Annotated in this window: 25 protein-coding genes; 18 read left to right on the forward strand and 7 right to left on the reverse strand. The window is 68.8% G+C overall.

Annotated features, from left to right (window positions below):
- The coding region (locus QYS60_RS24710; RefSeq protein WP_371384549.1) for an SDR family oxidoreductase at positions 1-771 on the reverse strand (771 nt) is incomplete at its 3' end.
- Positions 768-1,991 (reverse strand): acyl-CoA dehydrogenase family protein, encoded by a 1,224-nt coding sequence (locus QYS60_RS24715; RefSeq protein WP_054371638.1) that lies wholly within the window; start codon positions 1,989-1,991, stop codon positions 768-770. The genes QYS60_RS24715 and QYS60_RS24710, both read right to left, overlap by 4 nt.
- Positions 1,992-2,035: 44 nt before the next feature.
- On the opposite strand from QYS60_RS24715, the gene QYS60_RS24720 reads away from it, so the two are divergent.
- The 10 genes from QYS60_RS24720 (at position 2,036) to QYS60_RS24765 (ending at position 12,624) form a co-directional block, all read left to right on the forward strand.
- Complete coding sequence (locus QYS60_RS24720) at positions 2,036-3,583, forward strand: FadD3 family acyl-CoA ligase (protein ID WP_371384550.1); 1,548 nt, start codon at positions 2,036-2,038, stop codon at positions 3,581-3,583.
- The gene (locus QYS60_RS24725) at positions 3,580-4,467 is read left to right on the forward strand and encodes an enoyl-CoA hydratase (protein WP_010594488.1); all 888 of its coding nucleotides are present in this window, start codon (positions 3,580-3,582) and stop codon (positions 4,465-4,467) included. Before QYS60_RS24720 ends, QYS60_RS24725 begins: the two co-directional genes overlap by 4 nt.
- Entirely contained in the window at positions 4,467-5,627 is a 1,161-nt protein-coding gene (locus tag QYS60_RS24730; protein ID WP_003935862.1) for an acyl-CoA dehydrogenase family protein, read from the forward strand. The genes QYS60_RS24725 and QYS60_RS24730 overlap by 1 nt, the downstream gene beginning before the upstream one ends.
- A complete protein-coding gene (locus QYS60_RS24735) occupies positions 5,624-6,592 on the forward strand; it encodes an acyl-CoA dehydrogenase family protein (RefSeq protein WP_371384551.1) in 969 nt (322 codons plus the stop codon). Before QYS60_RS24730 ends, QYS60_RS24735 begins: the two co-directional genes overlap by 4 nt.
- Positions 6,589-7,638 (forward strand): acyl-CoA dehydrogenase family protein, encoded by a 1,050-nt coding sequence (locus QYS60_RS24740; RefSeq protein WP_289377227.1) that lies wholly within the window; start codon positions 6,589-6,591, stop codon positions 7,636-7,638. The genes QYS60_RS24735 and QYS60_RS24740 overlap by 4 nt, the downstream gene beginning before the upstream one ends.
- Positions 7,639-7,938: 300 nt before the next feature.
- Entirely contained in the window at positions 7,939-9,369 is a 1,431-nt protein-coding gene (locus QYS60_RS24745; protein WP_289377225.1) for a DUF1254 domain-containing protein, read from the forward strand.
- 194 nt (positions 9,370-9,563) lie between these two features.
- Entirely contained in the window at positions 9,564-10,439 is an 876-nt protein-coding gene (locus tag QYS60_RS24750; RefSeq protein WP_289377223.1) for an aldo/keto reductase, read from the forward strand.
- A gap of 196 nt (positions 10,440-10,635) precedes the next feature.
- A complete protein-coding gene (locus QYS60_RS24755; protein WP_371384559.1) occupies positions 10,636-11,328 on the forward strand; it encodes an acetoacetate decarboxylase family protein in 693 nt (230 codons plus the stop codon).
- 76 nt (positions 11,329-11,404) lie between these two features.
- A complete protein-coding gene (locus QYS60_RS24760) occupies positions 11,405-12,091 on the forward strand; it encodes a PRC-barrel domain-containing protein (RefSeq protein ID WP_371384552.1) in 687 nt (228 codons plus the stop codon).
- A complete protein-coding gene (locus QYS60_RS24765; RefSeq protein ID WP_289377217.1) occupies positions 12,088-12,624 on the forward strand; it encodes a DUF4190 domain-containing protein in 537 nt (178 codons plus the stop codon). Before QYS60_RS24760 ends, QYS60_RS24765 begins: the two co-directional genes overlap by 4 nt.
- Positions 12,625-12,651: 27 nt before the next feature.
- Here QYS60_RS24765 and hsaB read toward each other — a convergent pair whose 3' ends face one another.
- Genes hsaB through hsaA form a run of 4 tightly spaced genes read right to left on the reverse strand, consistent with a single transcriptional unit; the run spans position 12,652 to position 16,199 of the window.
- Entirely contained in the window at positions 12,652-13,227 is a 576-nt protein-coding gene (hsaB, locus tag QYS60_RS24770) for a 3-hydroxy-9,10-secoandrosta-1,3,5(10)-triene-9,17-dione monooxygenase reductase subunit (RefSeq protein ID WP_003935870.1), read from the reverse strand.
- Positions 13,224-14,126, reverse strand: a complete 903-nt coding sequence (hsaC, locus tag QYS60_RS24775) for an iron-dependent extradiol dioxygenase HsaC (protein WP_003935871.1) — start codon at positions 14,124-14,126, stop codon at positions 13,224-13,226. The genes hsaB and hsaC overlap by 4 nt, the downstream gene beginning before the upstream one ends.
- A gap of 1 nt (position 14,127) precedes the next feature.
- The gene (gene hsaD, locus QYS60_RS24780; RefSeq protein ID WP_289377216.1) at positions 14,128-15,012 is read right to left on the reverse strand and encodes a 4,5:9,10-diseco-3-hydroxy-5,9,17-trioxoandrosta-1(10),2-diene-4-oate hydrolase; all 885 of its coding nucleotides are present in this window, start codon (positions 15,010-15,012) and stop codon (positions 14,128-14,130) included.
- An 11-nt stretch (positions 15,013-15,023) separates the two neighbouring features.
- Positions 15,024-16,199: a 3-hydroxy-9,10-secoandrosta-1,3,5(10)-triene-9,17-dione monooxygenase oxygenase subunit gene (gene hsaA, locus QYS60_RS24785; RefSeq protein ID WP_371384553.1), complete on the reverse strand. Its 1,176-nt coding sequence runs from the start codon at positions 16,197-16,199 to the stop codon at positions 15,024-15,026.
- Positions 16,200-16,389: 190 nt separating this feature from the next.
- Between hsaA and QYS60_RS24790 the strand changes: the two genes are divergently transcribed.
- The gene (locus tag QYS60_RS24790) at positions 16,390-17,532 is read left to right on the forward strand and encodes a Rieske 2Fe-2S domain-containing protein (protein WP_054371647.1); all 1,143 of its coding nucleotides are present in this window, start codon (positions 16,390-16,392) and stop codon (positions 17,530-17,532) included.
- A 2-nt stretch (positions 17,533-17,534) separates the two neighbouring features.
- Complete coding sequence (locus tag QYS60_RS24795; protein WP_371384554.1) at positions 17,535-17,873, forward strand: hypothetical protein; 339 nt, start codon at positions 17,535-17,537, stop codon at positions 17,871-17,873.
- Positions 17,874-17,946: 73 nt separating this feature from the next.
- Here the strand turns inward: QYS60_RS24795 and QYS60_RS24800 are convergent, their stop codons facing one another.
- Positions 17,947-18,231: an MGMT family protein gene (locus tag QYS60_RS24800; RefSeq protein WP_003935876.1), complete on the reverse strand. Its 285-nt coding sequence runs from the start codon at positions 18,229-18,231 to the stop codon at positions 17,947-17,949.
- Between the two features lie 133 nt (positions 18,232-18,364).
- Between QYS60_RS24800 and QYS60_RS24805 the strand changes: the two genes are divergently transcribed.
- The 6 genes from QYS60_RS24805 (at position 18,365) to QYS60_RS24830 (ending at position 24,071) form a co-directional block, all read left to right on the forward strand.
- Entirely contained in the window at positions 18,365-18,571 is a 207-nt protein-coding gene (locus tag QYS60_RS24805) for a zinc-ribbon domain-containing protein (RefSeq protein WP_003935877.1), read from the forward strand.
- 901 nt (positions 18,572-19,472) lie between these two features.
- The gene (locus QYS60_RS24810) at positions 19,473-20,399 is read left to right on the forward strand and encodes an ATP-binding cassette domain-containing protein (RefSeq protein WP_289377210.1); all 927 of its coding nucleotides are present in this window, start codon (positions 19,473-19,475) and stop codon (positions 20,397-20,399) included.
- On the forward strand, positions 20,396-21,202 hold the full coding sequence (locus tag QYS60_RS24815) for an ABC transporter permease (RefSeq protein ID WP_371384555.1): 807 nt from the start codon (positions 20,396-20,398) through the stop codon (positions 21,200-21,202). The genes QYS60_RS24810 and QYS60_RS24815 overlap by 4 nt, the downstream gene beginning before the upstream one ends.
- A 646-nt stretch (positions 21,203-21,848) precedes the next feature.
- Positions 21,849-22,142, forward strand: a complete 294-nt coding sequence (locus QYS60_RS24820; RefSeq protein ID WP_289377206.1) for a transposase — start codon at positions 21,849-21,851, stop codon at positions 22,140-22,142.
- A gap of 418 nt (positions 22,143-22,560) precedes the next feature.
- Complete coding sequence (locus QYS60_RS24825) at positions 22,561-23,406, forward strand: sulfurtransferase (protein WP_289377204.1); 846 nt, start codon at positions 22,561-22,563, stop codon at positions 23,404-23,406.
- A 383-nt stretch (positions 23,407-23,789) separates the two neighbouring features.
- Entirely contained in the window at positions 23,790-24,071 is a 282-nt protein-coding gene (locus QYS60_RS24830) for a GlsB/YeaQ/YmgE family stress response membrane protein (RefSeq protein ID WP_003935883.1), read from the forward strand.
- Positions 24,072-24,276: the final 205 nt, after the last annotated feature.

The following is a 24,276-nucleotide window of genomic DNA, read 5'->3' on the forward strand; positions in this document are numbered from 1 at the left end:
CTCGCCGGTCAGGTACGTGGTGTAGTCGCTGGCGAGCATGGCGATGGTCGCAGCGATCTCCCAGACCTCCGCGGCCCGCCCGTACGCCTCGTCGGAGGCGAGCCGGTCGAGCAGTTCCTCGCTCGTGACCTTCGCGAGGAAGGCGTGCCGCGCGATCGACGGCGCGACGGCGTTGATCCGGACCCCGTACTCGGCGGCCTCGATCGCCGAGCAGCGGGTCAGCGCCATCACGCCGGCCTTGGCGGCCGCGTAGTGCGCCTGCGAATGCTGCGCACGCCACCCGAGCACGGAGGCGTTGTTGACGAGGACGCCGCCGTGGTCGGCCGACCGGAAGTAGCGCAGCGCCGCGCGCGTCGCCCGGAAGGTGCTCGTGAGGGTGATGTCGAGGACACGGTCCCACTGCTCGTCGGTCATGTCGACGACGGGGGTCTCGCCGCCGAGTCCAGCGTTGTTGACCAGCACGTCGATGCGCCCGAGCCGCTCGGCGGCACCGGTGATCAGCGCATCGACCTGCTCGGTCGAGGAGACGTCGCACACGATGGACTCCACCTGCTGCGACGGGAACTCGGCGGCGAGCTTGTCGACCGTCTCCCCGAGCCGGCGCTCGTGGAAGTCGGAGACGAGCACGTCGCCGCCCTCGAGCAGGGCGCGACGGGCGGTCGCGAACCCGATGCCTGTGCCGGCGGCGGCGGTGACGACGACCTTCTTGCCGCTCAGCAGGCCGTGGCCCGGCGTTTCGACGGGCGGGGTGGCGAGGGGGGAAGTGCTCACGGTCGGGCCTCTCGGGGAAGGCCGAGCACGCGCTCGGCGATGATGTTGCGCTGGATCTCGTTGGATCCGCCATAGATGGTGTCGGCGCGGGTGAACAGGAACAGCCGCTGCCATTCGGCGAGCTCGAGGTGCTCGGGGTCCGACAGCAGCGACGGGTTGCCGGCGTGGTCGTGGTCCGGTCCGGTGAGCGAGGCGGGACCCTGCACGTCCATCGCCAGTGCACCGAGGTCGCGATGCCAGTTGGCCCACAGCAGCTTCGCCACCGACGCCTGGCCGGGGTCGGCGTCGCCGAGGGTGCGCACGGCGTGGGCCCGCATGACGCGCAGCCCGATGCGGGCGCGGGCGATCCGTTCGCGGATGTGCGGGTCGTCGGCCGCACCGGTCGAGACCGCCAGATCCGCGATGCTCTGCAGTTCCCGGGCGAAACCGATCTGCTGGCCGAGGGTCGACACACCCCGCTCGAAGGTGAGCAGGCCCATCGCGACCTTCCAGCCGTCGCCGGGCGCGCCGACGACGAGGTCGGCGTCGGTGACGGCGTCGTCGAAGAAGACCTCGTTGAACTCGGAGGTGCCGGTGAGCTGCTGGATGGGCCGGACCGTCACGCCCGGCTGATCGAGCGGCACGAGCAGGAAACTCAGGCCGTGGTGCCGGGTCGAGCCGGGTTCGGTGCGGCACACCACGAACGCCCACTGCGCGACGTGCGCGAGCGACGTCCACACCTTCTGGCCGTTGATCACCCACTTCCCGTCCTCGAGCCGGGCGGTGGTGGAGACGTTGGCCAGGTCGGAACCCGCACCGGGCTCGGAGTAGCCCTGCGCCCACAGCTCGGTGACGTTGCGGATCCCCGGCAGGAAGCGGCGCTTCTGTTCCTCGGTGCCGAAGGCGATCAGGGTAGGGCCGAGGAGTTCCTCGCCGAGGTGGTTCACGCGCGCCGGCGCGTTCGCCTTGGCGTACTCCTCGTGGAAGATCACCTGCTGCTCGAGGGTGGCACCGCGGCCGCCGTGCTCGGTGGGCCAGCCGATGCAGGTCCATCCGGCGGCTGCAAGGTGCCGGTCCCAGGCCAGGCGCTCCTCGAAGAACTCGTGCTCGCTTCCCGGTCCGCCCTTGCCTCTGAGGTCGGCGAACTCGCCGGTCAGGTTCTCCTCCAGCCACCGGCGGACGGTCGCGGCGAATTCGGTGTCGGCCAAACCCGTGTCGTCCAGTCTCTCGCTCTCATGCACGTCTGTACGATAACCTACCAAGCACTTGCTAGGTAGGGAGCTCCGTGACTGCACAACCGAGAACCACACCGGCCGCCGTCGAACGCGCCGCATCGGTGTACGCCGACCGGATCGCGATCGTCGACGGCGACGTGCGACCGACGTTCGCACAACTTCGCGATCGCGTCCGCGAATTCGCCGCCGCGCTCGTCGCCCACGGCGTCGGGCCCGGTGCACGCGTCGCGATCTGGTCGCCCAACACCCACCACTGGATGGTCGCCGCGCTGGGGATCCAGTGGGCCGGCGGCGTCGTCGTCCCCGTCAACACCCGTTACACCGGGGCCGAGGCGCACGACATCCTCGACCGCATCCGCGCCGAGGCCCTCGTCGTCGCCGGCGACTTCCTCGGCACGGACCGGTACGCCGCTCTGCGCGCCGCCGCGCCCGGTCTGCACGTGCCCACCGTGGTGCGGGTCCCGCTGGGTGGGACGGACGCACCGGCCGACGGCGTCGTGGACTGGGACGACTTCCTCGCCGCGGCGACGGTGGACGCGCGCACCGAGGCCGACGCCCGGGCGCGGGCCGTCTCCCCCGACGACGTCTGCGACATCCTGTTCACCTCCGGCACGACCGGGCGCAGCAAGGGCGTACTCAGCGCCCACCGGCAGCTGATCGGGGTCGCGCAGGCGTGGGCCGAGTGCGCCGAGCTCACACCGGACGACAACTACCTGATCATCAACCCGTTCTTCCACAGCTTCGGCTACAAGGCCGGGTTCGTCGCAGCGCTGCTCGCGGGCACCACCGTCGTGCCGATGGCGGTGTTCGACGTCGAGAAGGTGATGGCCACCGTCGCCGACCGGCGGATCAGCGTGCTGCCGGGCGCGCCGACGATCTACCAGAGCATCCTCGACCACCCCCGCCGCGACGAGTTCGACATGTCGTCCCTGCGGATCGCGGTCACTGGGGCCGCCCCCGTGCCCGTCGCGCTCGTCGAACGCATGCAGAACGAACTGAGCTTCGACGCCGTCCTCACCGCGTACGGCCAGACCGAGGCCGTGGTCGCGACGATGTGCCGCACCGACGACGACCCCGTCACCGTCTCCACCTCCTCCGGCCGCGCCACCGCCGGCTTCGAGGTCCGCATCGGCGACAAGGGCGAGATCCTGCTGCGCGGCCCCAACGTGATGCTCGGCTACCTCGACGACCCGGAGGCCACCGCCGAGACGATCGACGCCGACGGCTGGCTGCACACCGGCGACGTCGGCACCCTCGACGAACGCGGCTACCTCGACATCACCGACCGGCTCAAGGACATGTACATCAGCGGCGGGTTCAACGTCTATCCCGCCGAGATCGAGGCGGCGCTGATGCGCCTGCCCGGCGTGCACGAGGTCGCGGTCGTCGGCGTGCCCGACGAGCGCATGGGCGAGGTGGGCCGCGCGCACGTCGTCGCCCTCGAGGGCAGCGAGTTGACCGAGGAGTCGGTGATCGCGTTCTGCAAGGAGAAGCTGGCCAACTTCAAGGTGCCGCGCTCGGTCCGCTTCACCGGGCACCTGCCTCGCAACCCGTCCGGCAAGGTTCTGAAAAACATTCTGCGTGAGGAGAAGTCATGACCGTCCCCTACGAACCCGATGTCGTCACCTACGAGGTGCGCGACGGCATCGCGATCGTCACCCTCAACCGGCCGGACTACCGCAACGCGCAGAACTCCGTGATGACCTACGCGCTCGACGCCGCCTTCGAACGCGCCGTCGAGGACGACGAGGTCAAGGTGATCGTGCTCGCGGGCAACGGCAAGCACTTCTCCGCCGGGCACGACCTGGGCACCCCCGGTCGTGATCACCACGTCCACTACGACAACAAGGCCGTCATGTGGTGGGACCACGTCGACAAGCCCGGCGGCGACCAGCGGTACGCGCGCGAGATGGAGGTGTACCTGGGCATGTGCCGCCGCTGGCGGGAGATCCCCAAGCCGACGGTCGCGATGGTGCAGGGCGCGTGCATCGCCGGCGGCCTCATGCTCGCGTGGGTGTGCGACCTGATCGTCGCCTCGGAGGACGCGTTCTTCTCGGATCCGGTGGTGCGGATGGGCATTCCCGGCGTGGAGTACTTCGCCCACCCCTGGGTGCTGGGCACGCGCTTCGCCAAGGAGATCCTCTACACCGGTGACCGCTTCGGCGCCCAGCGCGCCTACGAGGTCGGCATGGTCAACCGCGTCGTGCCACGCGAGAAGCTCGAGGAGGAGACCCTCGCCCTGGCCGGACGGATCGCGGAGATGCCGCGGTTCGGGCTGGCCCTGACCAAACGTGCCGTCAACCAGTGCGAGGACCAGATGGGCATGCGCAACGGCATGGACTCGGTGTTCGGCCTGCACCACTTCGCGCACGCCCACAACGCCGAGGTCGGTACCGACTCCCTCGGCGGCATGAACGCGAAATCGATGGCCGCGAGCGCACGCCCGGTGAGCGGCTCTGCCGCGCAGGAAGGAACGAAGTAGTGGATCTGCAACTCGACGACGCGACCCTCGCCTTCCGCGACGAGGTCCGCGCCTTCCTCGCCGAGAACGTCCCGTCGAACCCGCTGAAGTCGATGGACACGGCCGAGGGCTTCGAGGAACATCGCGAGTGGGAACGCACCCTGGCCGACGCCCGCCTGTCGGTCGTCTCGTGGCCCGAAGAACTCGGCGGCCGCAACGCCACGCTGCAGCAGTGGGTGGTGTTCGAGGAGGAGTACTACCGCGCCGGCGCGCCCGGACGGGTCAGCCAGAACGGCATCTTCCTGCTCGCTCCCACGCTGTTCGAGCACGCCCACCCCGACCAGCTCGCACGCATCATGCCGCGCATGGCCCGTGCCGACGACATCTGGGCCCAGGCCTGGTCCGAACCGGAGTCCGGCAGCGACCTCGCGTCGCTGCGCTCGACCGCCCGGCGGGTCGACGGCGGGTGGCTGCTCAATGGGCAGAAGACGTGGAGCTCGCGGGCGTCCTTCGCGGACATGGGCTTCGGACTGTTCCGCTCGGACCCGGATGCGCAGCGACACAAGGGCATCACCTACTTCATGTTCGACCTGCGTGCCGAGGGCGTCACCGTCCGGCCCATCGACCAGCTCGACGGCGAACCCGGCTTCGCGGAGATCTTCCTCGAAGACGTGTTCGTCCCGGACGACCCCGGCAACCCCGGCGAGTCCGGCGTGATCGGCGGCGTGAACGAGGGATGGCGCGTCGCGATGAGCACCGCCTCGAACGAACGCGGACTGTCGCTGCGCTCCCCCGGACGGTTCCTCGCCACCACCGACCGCCTGCTGGCGCTGTACGCGGCGTCGGACCGGCACGGAGACGCGTCCCTGCGCAACCGCGTCGCCGACGCGTGGATCGGGGCGCGCGCGTACGAGTTGTCCACCTGGGCCACCGTCACCCGGCTGCAGGACGGCGGTCAGCTCGGCGCCGAGTCGTCCATCAACAAGGTGTTCTGGTCGGACTGGGACATCGCCGCCCACGAGACCGCGCTGGACCTGCAGGGCCCGGCCGCGGAGCTCGCCGACGACTGGACCGACGGTTACCTGTTCTCGCTGTCGGGGCCGATCTACGCGGGCACCAACGAAATTCAGAAGAACGTCATCGCCGAGCGGCTGCTCGGCCTTCCGAAGGGCGACCGATGAGATTCGCGCTCGACTCCTCCCACGAGGACTTCGCGTCCAGCATCGACGCGCTGCTCGCCAAGTCCGATCTGCCTGCGGTCGTCCGGTCGTGGGCCGCCGGTGACACCGGCCCCGGCCTGAAGGTGTGGCAACGGCTCGCCGAGGTCGGCGTCGGCGCGCTGCTCGTCGACGAGGACCACGACGGTCTCGGGGCCGACGCGCTCGACCTCGTCGTCGCCATGGAACAGCTCGGCCGCCACGCGGTGCCCGGCCCGCTCGTCGAGACCGTGGCCGTGGCGCCGATCCTGCTGGCCGCCGTCGCTCCGGACCGGCTGTCCGCGCTCGCCGCCGGGGAGCTCGCGACGGTCGCCGCGGCACCGCACGTGCCGTACGCGGTCGATGCCGACGTCGCCGACCTCGTGCTGCACGTCGACGGCGGCACGGTCTCGACGGGCACCGCCGGCGACGCCCTGCAGTCCGTCGACCCGGCCCGCCGCCTGCATGCCGTCGCGGCAGCGGACACCCTGGGCGACACGGACTTCGGTGCCGCGTTCGACTACGGAGCCCTGGCCACCGCGGCGCAGCTGCAGGGCCTCGGACGCACCCTGCTCGACACCACGGTCGAGTATGCGCAGCAGCGCAAGCAGTTCGGTCGCGCCATCGGATCGTTCCAGGCCGTCAAGCACCACCTCGCCGAGGTCGCCGTCGGCCTCGAGATGGCGCGCCCGCTGCTGCTCGGTGCGGCGCTCGCGGTGCGCGACGGCGCCGCGACCGCCTCCCGCGACGTCTCGGCGGCGAAGGTGGCCTGCGGTGAGGCGGCCTACCGGGCGGCGCGGACGGCACTGCAGGTGCACGGCGCCATCGGTTACACCCTCGAACACGATCTGTCGCTGGCGTTGACTCGGGTGCGGGCCCTCGTCACCGCATGGGGCACCGCGGATGTGCACCGGGCGCGGGTCGTCGACGCGCTGGAGGACGCATCGTGACCTTCGAGACCGAGGATCGCGCCGCGCTGCGCGAGTCGGTGCGCAGCCTGCTCGGCCGGCACTCCGATTCCGCGGCGGTGCGCAAGGCGATCACCCTGCCGGACGGCTACGACGCCGACCTGTGGCAGAAGATGGTCGAACAGATCGGCGTCGCGGCCCTCGCCGTGCCCGAGGAGTACGACGGTGTCGGCGCCTCCCTCGCCGAGACCCACGTCGTGCTCGAGGAACTCGGCCGCACGCTCACCCCGTCGCCGATGCTCGGCTCGGCAGTGCTCGCGGCACAGGCTCTGCTGCTCTCCGGTGACACCGACGCGTGCGCCCGCCTGCTGCCGGGCATCGCCGCCGGGGAGATCGCAGCCTTGTGCTGGGCTTCCGAGGCCGGTTGGTCCACACCCGGTGTCGTGCTCGAGGGCGACCGGCTCGGCGGCACCGCCCACTACGTGCTCGGCGGGGACGTCGCTACGACCCTGCTGGTGCTCGCGGCCGACGGGGACGACGTCGCGCTCGTCGAGGTGGATCCGGACGCCGACGGTGTCGTGCGACGCCGGGTGCCGACGATGGATCCGACCCGTTCTCTCGCCGAGGTGCGCTTCGAGGGGGTGGTGGGCCGGCGGCTCACCACTTCCGCCGGTCTCGAGGAGAGCCTGCGGACGGTCGCGCTGATCGCGGTGTCGGCCGAGCAGGTCGGAGCGGCTCAGGCGGCTCTGGAGCTGACAGTGGAGTACTCGAAGAACCGCAAGCAGTTCGGCCGGGTCATCGGATCGTTCCAGGCGCTCAAGCACCGCATGGCCGACATGTACGCATTGGTGGAGACCGCACGGTCGATGTCGTACGCGGCCGCGCTGTCGCAGGATACGCAGGATGCGTACGCGGCGAAGGTGTACTGCTCGGAGGCGTTCGAGCAGGTGGCCGCGGAAGCGATCCAGTTGCACGGAGGCATCGCGATCACCTGGGAGCACGACGCGCAGCTGTACTTCAAGCGGGCGCACGGAACGGCCCAGCTGTTCGGGCAGCCGCGGGAGTTCCTGACCGCGATCGTGCGTTGAGCGCGGGCGGCACCCGCGACCGGGTGCCGCCTCCTCGCCCCGTTGCCGGCGGCGCAACGTCCGTACGCCGCCTGCCCTGGTCCGTATCGGCGGAACCTGCACATCGTCCGCCCGGTTCGGCGCCTACGCCTCTCCACCCCGGATCCGGGCAAGCAGCCTTGCCGGATCGAGTGCGGTGCCTTTATCTTGCAGAGAGGACGCAGCAGCTGCCAACTGCCCGGCCTGCTCCTCGGATGACCCTCGACAGACGTCGCGCACCACGGCGACCCGGTCCCGAGCGCAGCCGGGGAAGGAGGGGTCATGCCGGCTCGGTCTTCCGGCGGGAGCTCCGACGAGGTCCGTCGCGCGGTGGGGATCCCCGATGTCGTCGAGACGGACCTGGGGACATTCCGATTCGACGACGGGATGCCGGACCCGGAGACGATCGCGTTGAGCTGGGATCGTCTCGACCTGCTGCGCGGCGTCGACGTGTTCCTGAACGCGGTTCCCGGTGCGTCGCTCGTGGCCATGCGTACCGGGTTCCGCTCGATCGGGATCCGTACGTCGCGGGAGATGGCCGTGTGCGCCCGCATGGACTCGGTGCCCTGCTTCCTGACAGCCAACACCGAGACGACCTACGGGATCGCGGTGCTCGATCTGAGGGCCGACGGGCCGACGGTTGTCGAGTGCCCACCGATGTCGCTCGACGTGGTCGACGACTTCTGGTTCCGGTACGTGGCCGACCTGGGCAATGCCGGGCCCGACAAGGGGCGGGGCGGAAAGTACCTGTTGCTGCCGCCGGGGTACGAGGGCGAGGTCCCCGAGGGCTACTTCACCTACCGCTCACGGACGTTCACCAACTTCTTGTTCGCGCGCAATCTGGGCGGGCTCGATGTCATCGAGCAGACCCGTATCTATCCGCTCGCCCAGGCCGACGACCCGCCGGAGATGCGGTTCGTCGAGGCAGACGGCGTGCCGTTCAACACCGTTCACTCGAACGACTTCTCGTTCTACGAAGAGGTCGACCAGATCGTCCAGGAAGAACCCGTCGACGCGCTCGATCCCGAGCTGGCCGGGCAGCTCGCGGCGATCGGGATCGTCAAGGGCCGACCCTTCGCTCCCGATGAGCGGATGCACGCGATCCTGTCTCAGGCTGCGCCGATCGGGTCGGCGATTGCACGCACCATCGTGTACCGGCCGCGTGACCCGCAGGCCTACCTCTACGGCCGGGACGTGTCGTCGTGGAAGACGGCCTTCGTGGGTGGAAGCTCCGAGTTCCTGCGCGACGGCGTTCGTCTCCTGGATGCCCGTACGCTGTTCCACTACGCCGCCACCGTCGTCACGCCGGCGATGGCGACCCCGATGGTGGGAGTGGGCTCGCAGTACGCCTACACCGCCGAGGACGCCGAGGGAGAGTGGCTGGACGGGGGCCGCACCTACCGAATGCACCTGCCTGCAGGCATTCCCGCCAAGGACTTCTGGTCGGTGTGCGTCTACGACTGCCAGTCCCGCTCTCTGCTGCAGACCGACGACCCGTACCCGTCGCTCAACAGCAACACCGGGACGGTCGCAGCCGGCGAAGACGGCTCGGTGGACGTCTACTTCGGACCCGCCTCGCCGGCGGGCCGGGAGTCGAACTGGATCCGGACTGTCCCGGGCAAGGGCTGGTTCGTGCTCCTGCGCCTCTACGGACCACTCCAGGCATGGTTCGACCGGACCTGGCGACCGGGTGAGATCGAACCCCTCGGTTGACCGAGATGCAGGGCGGTCTCGGCGCGGGAAGCCCGCTCGTGTGATCGCAACCCTTCGCCGATCGGACTTCGAGCGTGCTCGTCCGGTGGCATTCCCGACGGGACACCGAACCAGGATTCCGCGGTACCCCGCTGGGCGAGTGGGCGACGGACTCGAGCCCGGCAGGACAATCCCGGACTCGTTAGCCTGGAACGATGAGCACTCCCGTCATCACGCTGAATTCCGGAACTACCATCCCGCAGCTCGGCCTGGGAGTCTGGCAGGCCACCGACGAGCAGACCGAACACGCCGTGCGTTACGCCCTCGACGAGGCCGGCTACCGGCACATCGACACCGCCGCCGCGTACGGGAACGAGGAGGGCGTCGGACGCGGGATCGCTTCGGCGTCCGTCCCGCGGGAGGAGGTCTTCCTCACCACGAAGTTGTGGAACTCCGACCAGGGCTACGACCGGGCGACGAAGGCGTTCGACGAGAGCCTGCGCCGCCTCGGCACCGACTACGTCGACCTGTACCTGATCCACTGGCCGCTGCAGGACAACGACCGGCTGCTGCGCACGTGGGACGCGCTCGAGAAGATCGCCGAGTCCGGACGGGCCAAGGCGATCGGTGTGTGCAACTTCGAGCCGCACCACCTGCAGCTGCTCGTCGATCGCGGCGGCATGCTGCCCGCCGTCGACCAGGTGGAGCTGCACCCGCACCTTCCCCAGCAGGAGATCCGCGCCTTCGCGGCCGACCACGGGATCGCCGTCGAATCGTGGAGTCCGCTGGGCGGAACCAGCAACGCGGGCTGGGGCCGCGAATCCAAGCCGAACACACTCCTGGTCGATCCGATCATCACTCGCATCGCGGACCGGCACAGCAAGTCGGCCGCCCAGGTGCTGATTCGCTGGCACCTGCAGAACGGGCTGATCGTGATCCCGAAGTCCGTCCACGACGAGCGGATCACGCAGAACATCGACGTGTTCGACTTCGAGCTCGACGACCTCGATCTGAGCGAGATCGCGACCCTCGACGACGGCACGCGGGTCGGCATGCACCCGGACGAGATGAACCTCGGCGCACCGAGCTGACGGACGCACCCTGCAGCCGCGCCCATCCGGCGCGGCTGCCTGTTCGGACGCCTTCGCCGAGCTCTTGCGCTCCCGGCCCGGAGCACGAATAGTAGAACACGTTCTCATTCGCAACCCGGCCGGCCGGGTTCGCGATCCGGTTCGTGCAGAGGGGCAGGGCGTGACGACACACATCATCTCGGGCACCGCGATCGAGATGCCGGTGCGGGTCCGGGCCGCGACGGCATTCACCGCGATGTACTCGGTGCCCGCCGCGCCGGCACAGGCGCTGATCGACCACACGGGACTCGAACTGCTGCACCCCCGCCCGGGTCGCGGAATCTGCGTCCTGGTATTCGTGGACTACGTCGACGGTGATCTCGGACCCTACAACGAGTTCGGCGTGTGCTTCCTCGTTCGCGACCACCGCCGGCGCGGCGGCACCGCCCTGCGAGATCTTCGGGAACTCGCGCGTGGCGGCGCGGGTGCCCTCATTCACCGGCTCCCGGTGGACGGCGAATTCACCTTGGCGGCGGGGCGCAGCATCTGGGGTTTTCCCAAGACTCTCGCCGACTTCGACGCCGACCACACCGGCGACGTCAAGCGCACGTCGGTGCGCAGCGACGGGCAGCTGATCGCGGAGCTGTCGGTACGACCGGGTCTCGCAGTTCCCGGTCATAGTGCTGCCGCCTCCGTAACGGCCTACTCGCATCTGGACGGGGTCACCCGGCGCACCGGATGGGCGATGCATCCTTCCGGCGTGCGTAGCCGGATCGGCGGCGCGGACCTGCGTCTGGGCACGCATCCCGTCGCCGGGGAACTGCGCACCCTGGGACTGCCCCGACGTGCACTGCTCACGTCGTCGATCTCTCGCCTGCAGATGACCTTCGGAGACGCCGAACCGATCTGACCCGGCCGCCGGGTTTCGGGACGTGCCGCAGAGGGCACCCACCGAGTCGAAGACACAATCGATCGGTGAGGTCACCATGATCAACAACAGCGACATCGATGCACTCGTCGGCGCGACCGTCCACGGCCCCGGCGGCAAGCTCGGCAAGATCGGCGAGGTCTATCTCGACAACCGGACCGGCAACCCTGCGTGGATCACCGTCGTCACCGGCCTGTTCGGCACCCGTCGGCACTTCGTGCCGATCGACGTCGCCGAGCTGGACGGCAAGGACGTCCGTCTGCCGTTCGACAAGGACACGGTGACCGGCGCTCCGAACATCGACGAGGACGGCCGTCTCACTCCGGAGGAGGAGACCCAGCTCTATCGCTACTACGACAGGGCGGATGCCGATACCGATACCGGCCGCGCGCCGGATACCGACCGGATGCCCGACACCGGTCACGGCACCGGCCGGACACCCGACGCCGGGCACGGCACGGTCCGGACGCCCGACACCGATCGGCTGCGCGACGCCGATCGGACACCGCCCGCCGGTGCGCCGGGTGTCGCGACCTCGGCCCCGCCGTCGGCACCGTCGCACGGTGGCGACACCGGGACACCGCAGCAGCACGGCACGCCGCAGCAGGGCACGGCGCAGCAGCACGGCACGACGCACGACGCGCCCTCGCCCGGTCTGCGGCTCCACAAGCGGGTCGTGACCACCGAGTACTACGTCGACGAGGGCGCCCCCGGCCAGCATCCCGACCAGGAGGACCGACGATGATCGAACGCGAACCCGCCGGGGCCAGTGCCGCCGGCAGAGAACCGGTTTCCGACCGCGACCGCGTTACCGACCGCGACCACGTCACCGACCGCGACCGCATTTCCGACCGCGACCGCGTGGTAGCGGACGACCGCGCAGTCACCACCACCGCCGCCCCCTTCGAGGAGCGAGTGACGACGAAGCCCGCCAAGACGAGCGTCGCCGCCGCACTCGCACTCGCCGTCGGCACGGCCGCACTCGTGTGCGTGCTCTCGCTCGTCCTGTCGCCGGTGGGTCTCGTGCTGTCCATCATCGGCATCGTGCTCGGTATCGTCGGCGTGCGCGCCGCCCGGCGCCTCGGGGTGACCGGACGAGGCGTGGCCATCGCGGGCATCGTCCTGAGCGTCGTCTCGCTCGTGCTGTCCATCGCGTACGTCGCGGGCGTCGTCACGGTGCTCAACAACGACCGCATGGTCGAGCAGCTCGAACAGCAGCTCGATCGGGCGCGCGACCAGCTGCCCGACAGCATCGAGGTGCCGCAACCCGGACAGTGACGGACCGGTGCTCACCGGAGCCGGCCCCTAGAGCCAGGTGTCCTCGGAGGTGCTCGTGAGAAACGCCTCGAGGTCGTCCCGCCAAGGGGCCGGCACCGTCTTGTCCGGCTCGATCCCGGTGTACTGGCCTCGGTAGAACAGCAGCGGCCGCTCCTTCTCGTCCCGAACCTCGCTCAGCGACGACACCCGGCCGAACACCACCCAGTGGTCGCCCCCGTCGTGCACGGTCTCCACCGTGCAGTCGATGTGTGCGAGGGAGCCGGCGAGGATCGGCGAGCCGAGCGGCGACGGACGCCACTCGACACCGGAGAACTTGTCCGGCTCGCGGGACCCGAACCGCGCGCACGTGTCCCGCTGTTCCTCCGCGAGCACGTTGACGCAGAAGCGCCCGGAACGTTCGATAGCGGTCCACGACCGCGACGTCTTCGTCGGGCAGAACAGCACCAGCGGCGGATCCAGCGACAGCGCCGCGAACGACTGGCAGGCGAAGCCCACCGGTTCGCCCGCGTCCACGGTGGTGATGATCGTGACCCCCGTGCAGAACTGGCCGAGCACGGTGCGGAAGGTGCGGGGGTCGATCGCGACGTCGCCGGGTCCGGTCATGGCTGCAAGCCTACGCTGAAGTCGTGGCCCCACAGGCTGACGGCCGTGGACTCGCGCGCGATCCATTCCCGGTCCTCGACCTGCCTTCCCTCGCAGCCGAACTCGACGTCGAAGCCGCCGGGTGTCTTCATGTAGAACGAGAGCATCAGATCGTTGACGTGCCGGCCCAGCGTCGCCGACATCTTGACCTTGCGGCGCAGGGCCCGGTCCAGGCACAGCCCGACGTCGTCGGAATTCTCCACCTCGATCATCAGGTGCACGATGCCGCTCGGCGTGGGCATCGGCAGGAACGCCAGGCTGTGGTGACGGGGGTTGCATCCGAAGAAGCGGAGCCAGGCCGGTTTCCCGTCGGCCGGACGGCCCACCATCTGCGGCGGCATGCGCATCGAGTCCCGCAGCCGGAAGCCGAGGACGTCGCGATAGAAGTGCAGCGCCTCCTCGTCGTCGCGGGTGGACAGGACGACGTGCCCGAGTCCCTGCTCGCCGGTGACGAACCGGTGCCCGTACGGACTGACGACGCGGCGGTGCTCGAGCGCGACCCCGTGGAACGCCTCGAGGGTGTTGCCGGACGGGTCCTGGAAGACGACGAGTTCGTCGACTCGCCGATCGGCGAGCTGCTCGGCCGTGCCCTCCTTGAACGGCACTCCGGCGGCGGCGAGGTTGTCGCGTACCTCCTGCAACTCGGCGGCGTTCGCGGTCTCCCAGCCGGAGACGAGGAGCCGGTCGCTCTCGTGCGGCTCGATGACCAGACGGGCCGGGAAGTCGTCCATCCGGAGGTAGAGCGCCCCGGGATCGACGCCCTTGCCCTCGACCATGCCGAGCACCTTCAGACCGTATTCCCGCCAGGCGTCCATATCGGTGGCGCCGATGCGCAGGTAGGCGAGGGATCGGATACCCATGTCAGTTGCTCCCGTCCGTCAGGAAGTCCGTTGTCAGGCGGTTGAACTCGTCGAACTTCTCGAGCTGAGCCCAGTGTCCGCAGCCACCGAAGACGTGCAGTTGCGCCCGCGGGATCATCTTGAGCGCGACGAGCGCACCGTCGAGCGGGTTGACCCGGTCCTCGCGTCCCCAGATCAGCAGCACGCGCTGCCGGAGCTTGTAGGCGTCGCGCCAGAGCATGCCGAGCTCGAAGTCCGGTCCGGAGAACGACTTCCCCATCGCGCGTGCGGCAGCGAGGGATTCCGGGGTGCTCGCGGCGGCGAACCGTTCGTCGACCAGCTCGTCGGTGATCAGCGACTGGTCGTAGACCATCACCCGCAGGAACGCCTCGAGCTTCTCCCGCGTCGGGCCCTCCGGCGGCGCCGCGAACCGGCCGAGGTTCTTCACGCCCTCGGTGGGGTCGGGGGCGAAGAGGTTGACGCTCAGTCCGCCCGGACCCATGAGCACGAGCCGTCCGGCCCGGTCCGGGAAGTCCAGCGCGAATCGCACTGCGGCACCGCCGCCGAGCGAGTTGCCGAGCAGGTGCACGCGCCCCTCGATCCCGAGGTGGTCGAGCAGGTCGTTCAGCGCGGTGGCGCTGTGCACGAAGTACTGCGGGTGCTCGGTCGGCTTGTCCGACTTGCCGTAGCCGGGCTGGTCGACACACAGGACGTGGAAATACTCGGCCAGCACGGGGATGTTGCGGGCGAAGTTGGACCAGCCGGAGGCGCCCGGTCCACCGCCGTGCAGCAGCACGATCGTGGTGTCGTGGCCGACCCCCGCCTCGTGGTAATGCAACCGCAGGTCGTCCCGCACCTGAGCGAACCGGGACGTGGACTCGTAGGTGATCTCTTCCGTTGCAGTCAATTCGGCCTCCCCTACACCATCGTGTCGGTGATCGGCAGGCCGAACTCGCCGGCGCCGAACATCACGTAGGCACGCTCGGCGTCGTTGGCGGCGTGGACCCGCCCGGCGTGGGCGTCGCGCCAGAACCGCTGGATCGGCGTGCCGTTGGCGAGGGCGGTCGCGCCGGAGTTCTCGAACAGCAGGTCGATGGACGCGATGGCGCGGCCCGTCGCGCGGACCTGGTCGCGACGAGCGCGCAGCCGCAGTTCCATCGGGACCTCCTCGCCGGCGACGAGGTGCGCGTACTCCTCGGCGACGTTGCCCGACAGTTGACGCCACGCGGCGTCGATGTCGCTGGACGCCTCCGCGATCCGGACCTTGGAGAACGGGTCGTCCTTGGCCTTCTCCCCCGCATAGGCGGCGCGAACCCGCTTGCCCTGGTGTTCGACGTGGGCCCGGTACGCACCGTAGGCCATGCCCACGATCGGAGTGGAGATCGTCGTGGGATGGATGGTTCCCCAAGGCATCTTGTAGACCGGTGCAATGTTGCGCTCGAGACCCGGCGCGGTGAGCTCGCTCATGGCCCGGAAGCTGAGGAAGCGGTGGCGCGGCACGAACACATCCTGCACCACAACGGTGTTCGATCCGGTACCCCGGAGCCCGACGACGTTCCAGACGTCGTCGATCGCGTAGTCCGCGCGCGGGATCAGGAAGCTGCCGAAGTCGACGGGACGGCCGTCCTTGATCACCGGCCCACCCACGACGACCCAGGTGGCGTGGTCACACCCGGAGGACCAGGCCCACGCGCCGTTGACCCTGTATCCGCCGTCGACGACCTCGCCGGCGCCCATGGGAGCGTAGGACGAGGAGATGCGAACATCGGTGTCCTCGGCCCACACGTCTTCCTGGGCCTGCTGAGCGAACAGCGCGAGATGCCAGTTGTGGACACCGATGATGCCGGAGACCCAGCCCGTGGAGCCGCACGCGGCGGCGATGTTGCGGACCGCCGTGTAGAAGGTCACCGGATCGGCTTCGTACCCGCCCCACTGGCTCGGTTGGAGCAGCCGGAAGAAGCCGGTCTCCTGCAGCGCCTTGATCGAGTCGTCGGGGATACGGCGAAGGTCTTCGGTCTCCTGTGCACGTTCCCGCAGGGCGGGCAGCAGCGCGTCGATCCGCTGCAGCACCTCGTGGCTCTCCTGGTCGCCCACTGGACGCTCCCGTCTGTTCCGGAATTGATCGCTTGATTCGAGACTAGAACACGTTCCCATTTGTGTCGAGACCGGAGTCGCAGCCCAGGTCGACGGCCTTTCCGTGGGACGAAAGTCCTCGAATGCTTCCGGTATGCGCCAAAATTCTATAACGTGTTCTACCAAGCATCCGAAGGAAAGTGAGGGGACGATGGCACAGGTTCGCGAGATCGACGTCGGAGAGGTCCGCACGCGGTTCGCGCGGGGGTGGCACTGCCTCGGGCTGGCCCGGACGTTCAAGGACGGCAAGCCGCACGCCGTCGAGGCCTTCGGGACGAAGCTCGTGGTCTGGGCCGACAGCGCAGGTGAGCTGAAGGTCCTCGACGCCTACTGCCGCCACATGGGCGGCGATCTGTCCCAGGGGGAGGTCAAGGGCGATTCCGTCGCCTGCCCCTTCCACGACTGGCGATGGGGAGGCAACGGCAAGTGCACCGACATCCCCTACGCCCGCCGTGTCCCGCCGCTCGCCCGCACCCGGGCCTGGCTCGCGATGGAGAAGAACGGTCAGCTGTTCGTCTGGAACGACCCCGAGGGCAACACCCCGCCGCCGGAGGTCACGATCCCCGACATCGAGCAGTACGGGTCGGACGAGTGGACCGACTGGACGTGGAACTCGATCCTCATCGAGGGCGCCAACTGCCGGGAGATCATCGACAACGTCGTGGACATGGCGCACTTCTACTACATCCACTACGCCTTCCCGACGTACTTCAAGAACGTCTTCGAGGGACACGTCGCCGCGCAGTACCTCAACACCCGGGGCCGGCCCGACAAGGGCATGTCCACCCAGTACGGCATGGAGTCGCTCCTGAAGTCGTTCGCCGCGTACTACGGTCCGTCCTACATGATCAATCCGATGACCAACAGCTACGGCGGCTACGAGGTCGAGTCGGTGCTGATCAACTGCCACTATCCCGTCACCCACGACTCGTTCGTGCTGCAGTACGGCATCATCGTCAAGAAGCCCACCGGCATGCCCGAGGAGGCGTCGAACAAGCTGGCCGCGAAGCTGACCGAAGGCATCGGCGAAGGCTTCCTGCAGGACGTCGAGATCTGGAAGAACAAGACCAAGATCGACAATCCGCTGCTGTGCGAGGAGGACGGCCCGGTCTACCAGCTACGACGCTGGTACGAGCAGTTCTACGTCGACGTCGCCGACGTCACCGAGAAGATGACGCAGCGCTTCGAGTACGAGGTGGACACCACCAAGGCCAATGAGGCATGGCAGGCGGAGGTCGCCGAGAACCTCGCGCGGCAGAAGGCCGACCAGGGCAAGCAGGAAGCGGAGGTCTGACGATGGATCCCTCGACCCGGGCGCGCAGCTGGGCGAAGGCCCCGAACTTCGCCGGCCAGCCCGCGCGGGTCGAGGCGGTCCGCGCCCAGACCGCCATCGACAAGATCAACTATCTCGATTCGGGACTGCACGAGGTGCAGTGCCGCGAGTGCGGCACCTGCGTGCTGGTGCGCAAGAACAGCTTCGATCACACGAGCGTGCAATGGTGCGAGGACCCCGCGGCGGTGTGCCCGAATTTCCGGGGCTCCGAAGTCCCGGGTGCCCTGCGCGACGGCTGCCCGCAGCTGCGCGCCAGCATCGAGCAGGCGGTACTCGACGGCCGGATCACGATTCCGGACTGACGGCGCATGGATGTGCCCCGCCCGGTACTCCTCGAACCGACTGCTCCTCGAAACGACCTATTCTCAGGGATGGTCAGTCCCTCCATCGATGCCGAGCGCGTTGCATGTCCACCCGCTTCCCGGTCACGGCGGTGCCCTCTTCGAGCAGGAGTGCCGGTGCACGACCGCCGTGACACGAGGCGGTTGTTCCGTCGGCGTAGACGACGCGCCACCAGGGAACGTCGTCGTCCAGCAGGCTCATCGCTCGGCCCACCTGCCGTGGACCTGCCCCGATTCTCCTGCCGATATCGCCGTAGGAGGCAACCGAGCCCGGAGGGATGGCAACAACCGCCTCCCGGACCGCGTCGATGATGCTCATCTCATCTCACTCCTCGCGAATCACGCGACGACCGTCCTCGTCCGGTTACGAACGCAGGATCGGGTCCGGTTCGCGCACCACCGTGGTGGCCGTTCCAACGGTGACCCTCTCCTGATGATCACTCTATGCTGGCATGGTGTTCCTTGTATTCGGCTACGGCACCAAGCGGCAACACCTCGGCTCAGGGCAGACCCGAACGTGCCCGCGCTGCCACAACACCACACAGTGGGCACGGATGCGGGAATTCAAGCAGTTCACGATGTTCTTCGTTCCGGTCGCGCGATGGCAGCGCCGACAGCTGGAGCAATGCGGCATCTGCGGCACCGCCGTCGGAATCTGAGCGCATTCCGGTGACGCGGCACCAACGGAGCGAACGTCGACCGCTCATCTGATACAGGAATCGACGAAGCGGGCCGAGCAGCAGAGCAGTTCCGAAGAAGTGGCATTGCTTGCACTCGCATGAAAATCGATATGCAACAAAATCTTCCGTATGTCGCGACACTCGTCACGGTGGTGACATCGTCGTCGCCGACGAGGTGTGCCTCGCCCCCGCGAGATCTTCCGTCGCTGAACGCTTTTGCCTGCGCCGGTGGTGGCCGAGCGCGGAGGCAGGTCGCCGGCGGCGTCGACGCCCCGGGGAACTACCGGTGATCGTGGACTCCGCGTTGCGGTGCGTGCGAGGAGGTGTTCGGCGCGGCGGCTTTTCTGTCGGCGTAGGTGTGGTCGTTGCCGAACGCGCGCGCCAGGTACGGCAACGTGCAAACCTCCGCGGGTGGGTGCCGGTCAGCGCCTCGGCGACCAAGGCGAGCGTCCCGAGTGGGACTGACATGTGCACCTCGATCCACCGATAGACGGACGACACGCACCCGATCGTGCGTCGGGGCGGCATCCCTACCCGGTTCGGTGCGGGAAAGTCTCTTTCCGTCGGCGCATTCGGGCGTAGATCGTTGCACTTGCCGCACGGGGGCAGCCCCTCTGCGCTGCCGCCTCCGGACGCCGAACGAGTCGAGGCTCCGGTGTGACAGGTGGGACTACTATCGCCGCCCTTCGACCCGCGCCGACTGGCGTGGCCGGTTTCGACCGATCTGATGCGGCGACTGGTGCGTCCAACTCGCGGTTGGTTCGTCTGAGGAAGCAGACCTCGCCCGGAACGGGACGGGGCGGACCGTTCTTCGAAAGGACCCGGCGATGACCACCCACCTATCCCTCCGATTCGCCTCTGATCTTGCCGGGGGTGTGCGATGAGCGCCCCGGCCGTGGTGGTCGAAGACCTGCACGTCGCCTACGGCACAACCTGGGCCCTCGACGGTATCGACCTGGACGTCGCCGCCGGGACCACGCTCGGGGTGCTCGGCCACAACGGGGCCGGCAAGACCACCCTGATCCGCACCCTCACCACCCTGGTGCGCCCCACCATCGGCCGCGTGCAGATCCAGGGCCTCGACGTGCTCGCCGACGCCACCGAGGTCCGCCGCCGGATCGGGGTGACCGGCCAATACGCCGGTCTCGACGACTTTCTCACCGCTCGCGAGAACCTGGAACTGATCGGCCGCCTGACCGGGCTGCGCCGCACCGCCCGCACCCGGGCCGACGCGCTGATCGATCGGCTCGGGTTGCACGAGTACGCCACCCGCCGGGTCGGGGAACTGTCCGGGGGCTCGCGCCGCCGGATCGATCTGGCCGCCAGCCTCGTCGGGTCCCCGTCGGTGCTCTTCCTGGACGAGCCGACCACCGGCCTGGACCCCCTCGCCCGCGCAGGCCTGTGGGAGGTCGTCGACGAGCTCACCGGCGCGGGCACCACCGTCGTGCTCACCACCCAGTACCTCGACGAAGCCGACCGGCTCGCCGACCACATCGTGGTCCTGCGCCGCGGCCGGGTCGCGGCCCGCGGCACCCCTGCCGAACTCAAACGCATCGTCGGCGGCAAGGTCCTCACCGCGACCGTCCCCACAGGTCGGCTCGCCGTCCTGCCGTTCCTCCCGGACACCGAGCGGGTCGACGGCGACCGGGCTCGGGTATCGGTCACCGTCGACGACGCCCCCACCGCGGCCGCGCTGGTCGCCGACCTGCACCGCGGCGGCTTCGAGGTCACCGACTTGGACGTGACCTCCCCGAGCCTCGACGACGTCTTCACCCACATCGCCCACACCACCGGAGCCCACCGATGACCACCATGCCCGCGATCAAGCGGTCCACGATCGGGGACCAGCTCACCGCTCTGACCGTCCGGAACCTGCGCACCAGCGCCCGCGTCCCGCAGCTGCTGATGTTCTCACTGACCATGCCGATGGCGATGCTGGTGTTGTTCAGCCAGGTCTTCCGCAGCGTCACCGCCGGACCCGGTTTCCCGCCGGGCGTCAGCTACATCGACTTCCTCACCCCGGCCATGCTCGCCGTGTCCACCGTGATGGCCGGCACCAACGCCGGGGTTTCGGCCGCGATCGATCACACCAACGGTCTGCACGACCGTTTCGCGGCCCTGCCGATGCGGACGGCGCTGCCGGCGATGGCCCGCACGCTCAACGAAGGCGTGTTCACCCTCGCCCGGGCCGCGCTGCTCGCACTCGCCGCCCTCGCACTGGGTTTTCAGTTCCACGGCACCGCCGTCGATGCGGTCGCCGCGGTCGTGGTGCTGGTGGTGCTGGCCGGGGCGATGAGCGCGTTGTTCGGGCTGATCGGGGACCGGCTGCGCCGCCCGGACGTGGTCCAGTTCGCCGGGATGATGGTGATGATGCCGCTGATGTTCGTCTCGAGTGCGTTCGCGCCGATCGAGACCATGCCCGGCTGGATGCAGGCGATGGCGGCGGCGAATCCGGTCGCGCACGCCACCGACGCCCTCCGCGGCCATGTGCTCGGTACTGCCACCGCCGCCGACACGGTCACCGCACTGGTCGCAGCGCTCGGATTGTGGGCGCTGGTGACCGCCGTCCCCGTCCTCACCCGGCTGGTGCGGTCGGCCCGCGCCCGCTGAACGCAAAACCCACCGCGCAGCGCGCACGAGACACCCGCCTCGTTCTTTCTCCACAGGAAAGGATGGGGCGGGTTCTCGTGGGTCTGTTCCCGGTACGGCGCCAGGCACTCCGCCGGCCCCTACCCGGTGGAGAATGGCGAGGAGCCGGCAGAGCGGTCAGGTCAGTGGGTGCGCCCGCTGCGGGCGGCGACGGCGCTCATGTGACGGCGTCGAGCAGCTGCAGTTCCTCCGCCAGGATCAGCTCGATCTCGTCGTCGGTCAGGCCCGACAGCAGGTGTGCGGTCAGCATTGCTCTCACCTCCTCGACTGCGCGCCTACCGGTACGTCGAACCGGGACACCGGGATTCGACATCGTCACCCCTAGAGACGAGGCACCCCGGATACGGACGCACGGTGTGCCTTTTCGCGGTATCGGGCGTCGGTACCGGTGCGCGGACCCTCGTAGGGGTCACCACCGCGCCGACAAGGCACAGGCACCGAGGACGGAAAGGGACCCCAGCACATGGGCAAGGACACGAGCCACTGCCGTGACTACCAGAGTCACCGACGGAGAACCGCACGACGACACGTACACCACGGGACTGCTGCACGGATAGGTGACATCTGATCTGTGGTGCCGTCAGGCGCTGCTGGAAGGATGGACCCCGTGCCCAAGCCCTATCCGAGAGAGTTCCGCGACAACGTCGTGCGGGTGGCCCGAGGTCGCGAACCCGGCCAGCATCTGCGGCAGATCGCCGCAGACTTCGGCATCAGCGAATCCTGTCTGACCAACTGGCTGAGGAAGGCCGACGTCGAGGACGGCATCAAGCTCGGTTCCACGGCCAGTGAGAACGCCGAACTGCGTGAAGCGCGCAGACGCATCCGCCTGCTCGAGCAGGAGAACGAGGTGCTCCGCCGGGCCGCCGCCTACTTGTCGCAGGCAAATCTCCCGGGAAAATGATCTTCCCCCGCAAGCGGGAGGTACCCCCACCGCTCGTCCGCGAGCTGGTCGTCCGCGGGATCCCTGTCGCGGTGACGTGCCGGGTCCTGGGGAGCGCACGCCAACCGTATTACCGGTGGCGCGCCGACCCAGTCACCGACGCCGAACTCGAGCAGGCGTACCGGGCGAACGCCCTGTTCGACGCCCACCGCGAAGACCGAAGAATTCGGCTACCGGCTCCTGACTGACGAGGCCCGCTATGCCGGCGAGCCGATGTCGGACCGCACAGCCTGGCGGATCTGCTCCGAGAATCGGTGGTGGAGCGTCTTCGGCAAGAAACGTGGTTCGAAGAAGGGCCGTTCCGGGCCACCCGGGGCCTTTGAGCCCTTGCCGGTGGAGGTCGACGGGCCCACGCTGATGACTGAAGGGACGGTCGAAGATGGACGAGTTGGTTTCGGTGCAGTGGCTCGCGGAGCATCTGGACGATCCGCGACTGCGGGTGTTCGATGCCACCGTGCAGGTGACCCGGCGGTTATGGGTGCCCACCATTCGCAGTGGCAGACGCGAGTGGCGGCAGGGACACATCCCGGGAAGTGCCTTCGCGAACCTGTTCGACCTGTCGGACCCGGACCGGCCGAAGAGGACGCTGACCACGCCAACTCCCGAGTGGTTCTCTGCAAGAGCAGGGGCGCTCGGCATCGCAGACGACAGTCGGGTGGTCGTATACGACCGGCGCGAGAACATGTGGGCCGCGCGGCTGTGGTGGATGCTGCGCACGTTCGGGTTCGACAATGCCGCTGTCCTCGACGGAGGCTGGACAGCCTGGCAGAAGCAGGACTATCCGGTGTGTACCACACGCTGTGGGTACCCGCCCGCCACCTTCCACGCCACGGCGCGTCCAGACCTGGTCGTCGACAAGCACGCGGTCCTTGAGGCACTCGAGGACCCGGACGTGGTCTTGATCAACGCCTTGGGCCGACGCCAACACCGCGGCGACGTGAACGAGTACGGACGACGCGGGCACATCCCAGGATCCCGCAACGTCACCGCCTGGGAGATCCTCGATCGAACCACCCAGTGCTACCGGCCCCTCCCCGAACTCCGCAGCAAGGTCGGCTCGGCATTGGAGGCAGAACGCGTCATCACCTACTGCGGCGCCGGCGCCGCGGCGTCGAGCCTTGCGCACGTCCTCGTCCGTCTGGGCCACCCACATGTCGCCATCTACGAGGGCGGACTGCTCGAGTGGTGCGCCGATCGGCACCTGCCGCTCGAAACGGGCTCGTAGCGAGGCAATACGCAGCACCGGCAAACGCGCCGACCAGGCGAACCGACGCGGGAAACCAACGGTGCGTCACACCGCCGCCAGTCGCGCTGGTCTGCGGCCCAGCATCAGGCAATGCACCTCAGCGTGGGTGCGGACCCGGCCCCACAGGCTTGGGTCGAGGCACGCTTCAAAGCTCACGTGAGACGACCCTCCGAAAGTGGCACCGGCGCGCCACGAAATCTGGGGCAGTGACACCGGGTGGGGGATCCGGCAGGGTGCCTGTGGGCAGGTGTGGGTTACCGCAGTCGAGGGTATTCGATGCAACATAGGCCGTTGACATCCGGTTCGACGTGCCAGCAGCACCGGCAGGGTATCTCGCCGGTGCCCCGGAAAGGACATCCGCAATGCTAGGACTCGGAATCATCGGCTGGATCATCATCGGCGGACTGGCCGGCTGGATCGCCAGCAAGATCATGCACACCGACGAACAACAAGGAATTCTGCTCAACATCGTCGTCGGCGTCGTCGGCGGCCTCCTCGGCGGCTTCCTACTGAGTCTGCTCGGGGTCGACGTCGCGGGCGGCGGACTGATCTTCAGCTTCCTGACCTGCCTGCTCGGAGCGGCGCTGCTGTTGTTCGTGGTCAAGGCCGTCACCGGGCGACGCCACGCACACCACTACCGCTGAGGATGCTCGGCGTCGACAGAGCGGACGCCTGCTCCAGGTGAGCTCGGTCGAGGTCGACGCCCTCTCGACCACAGGATCGGCCGCTGCAGTTGCGGAGGGAGGCCATGACCGGACAACCGCGGCGTCGCCCACGTCGACGTCAGGATGTGGAGGTCCTCCCTCCCGGTGTCGGCACCGTCGAGGTCGAAGCCCTGCGGTAGGCGTT

It is taken from the genome of Rhodococcus sp. GXMU-t2271 (assembly GCF_041414735.1).
Classification (GTDB): domain Bacteria; phylum Actinomycetota; class Actinomycetes; order Mycobacteriales; family Mycobacteriaceae; genus Rhodococcus; species Rhodococcus indonesiensis.

What these genes read in the sequence shown, in the direction of transcription:
- QYS60_RS24725 (WP_010594488.1), top strand. Translation starts at nt 3,580, where the DNA reads ATGACCGTCCCCTACGAACCCGATGTCGTCACCTACGAGGTGCGCGAC.
- QYS60_RS24735 (WP_371384551.1), top strand. Translation starts at nt 5,624, where the DNA reads ATGAGATTCGCGCTCGACTCCTCCCACGAGGACTTCGCGTCCAGCATC.
- QYS60_RS24745 (WP_289377225.1), top strand. Translation starts at nt 7,939, where the DNA reads ATGCCGGCTCGGTCTTCCGGCGGGAGCTCCGACGAGGTCCGTCGCGCG.
- QYS60_RS24750 (WP_289377223.1), top strand. Translation starts at nt 9,564, where the DNA reads ATGAGCACTCCCGTCATCACGCTGAATTCCGGAACTACCATCCCGCAG.
- QYS60_RS24755 (WP_371384559.1), top strand. Translation starts at nt 10,636, where the DNA reads ATGCCGGTGCGGGTCCGGGCCGCGACGGCATTCACCGCGATGTACTCG.
- QYS60_RS24760 (WP_371384552.1), top strand. Translation starts at nt 11,405, where the DNA reads ATGATCAACAACAGCGACATCGATGCACTCGTCGGCGCGACCGTCCAC.
- QYS60_RS24765 (WP_289377217.1), top strand. Translation starts at nt 12,088, where the DNA reads ATGATCGAACGCGAACCCGCCGGGGCCAGTGCCGCCGGCAGAGAACCG.
- hsaB (WP_003935870.1), bottom strand. Translation starts at nt 13,227, where the DNA reads ATGACCGGACCCGGCGACGTCGCGATCGACCCCCGCACCTTCCGCACC.
- hsaC (WP_003935871.1), bottom strand. Translation starts at nt 14,126, where the DNA reads ATGGGTATCCGATCCCTCGCCTACCTGCGCATCGGCGCCACCGATATG.
- QYS60_RS24790 (WP_054371647.1), top strand. Translation starts at nt 16,390, where the DNA reads ATGGCACAGGTTCGCGAGATCGACGTCGGAGAGGTCCGCACGCGGTTC.
- QYS60_RS24795 (WP_371384554.1), top strand. Translation starts at nt 17,535, where the DNA reads ATGGATCCCTCGACCCGGGCGCGCAGCTGGGCGAAGGCCCCGAACTTC.
- QYS60_RS24800 (WP_003935876.1), bottom strand. Translation starts at nt 18,231, where the DNA reads ATGAGCATCATCGACGCGGTCCGGGAGGCGGTTGTTGCCATCCCTCCG.
- QYS60_RS24805 (WP_003935877.1), top strand. Translation starts at nt 18,365, where the DNA reads ATGGTGTTCCTTGTATTCGGCTACGGCACCAAGCGGCAACACCTCGGC.
- QYS60_RS24810 (WP_289377210.1), top strand. Translation starts at nt 19,473, where the DNA reads ATGAGCGCCCCGGCCGTGGTGGTCGAAGACCTGCACGTCGCCTACGGC.
- QYS60_RS24815 (WP_371384555.1), top strand. Translation starts at nt 20,396, where the DNA reads ATGACCACCATGCCCGCGATCAAGCGGTCCACGATCGGGGACCAGCTC.
- QYS60_RS24825 (WP_289377204.1), top strand. Translation starts at nt 22,561, where the DNA reads ATGGACGAGTTGGTTTCGGTGCAGTGGCTCGCGGAGCATCTGGACGAT.
- QYS60_RS24830 (WP_003935883.1), top strand. Translation starts at nt 23,790, where the DNA reads ATGCTAGGACTCGGAATCATCGGCTGGATCATCATCGGCGGACTGGCC.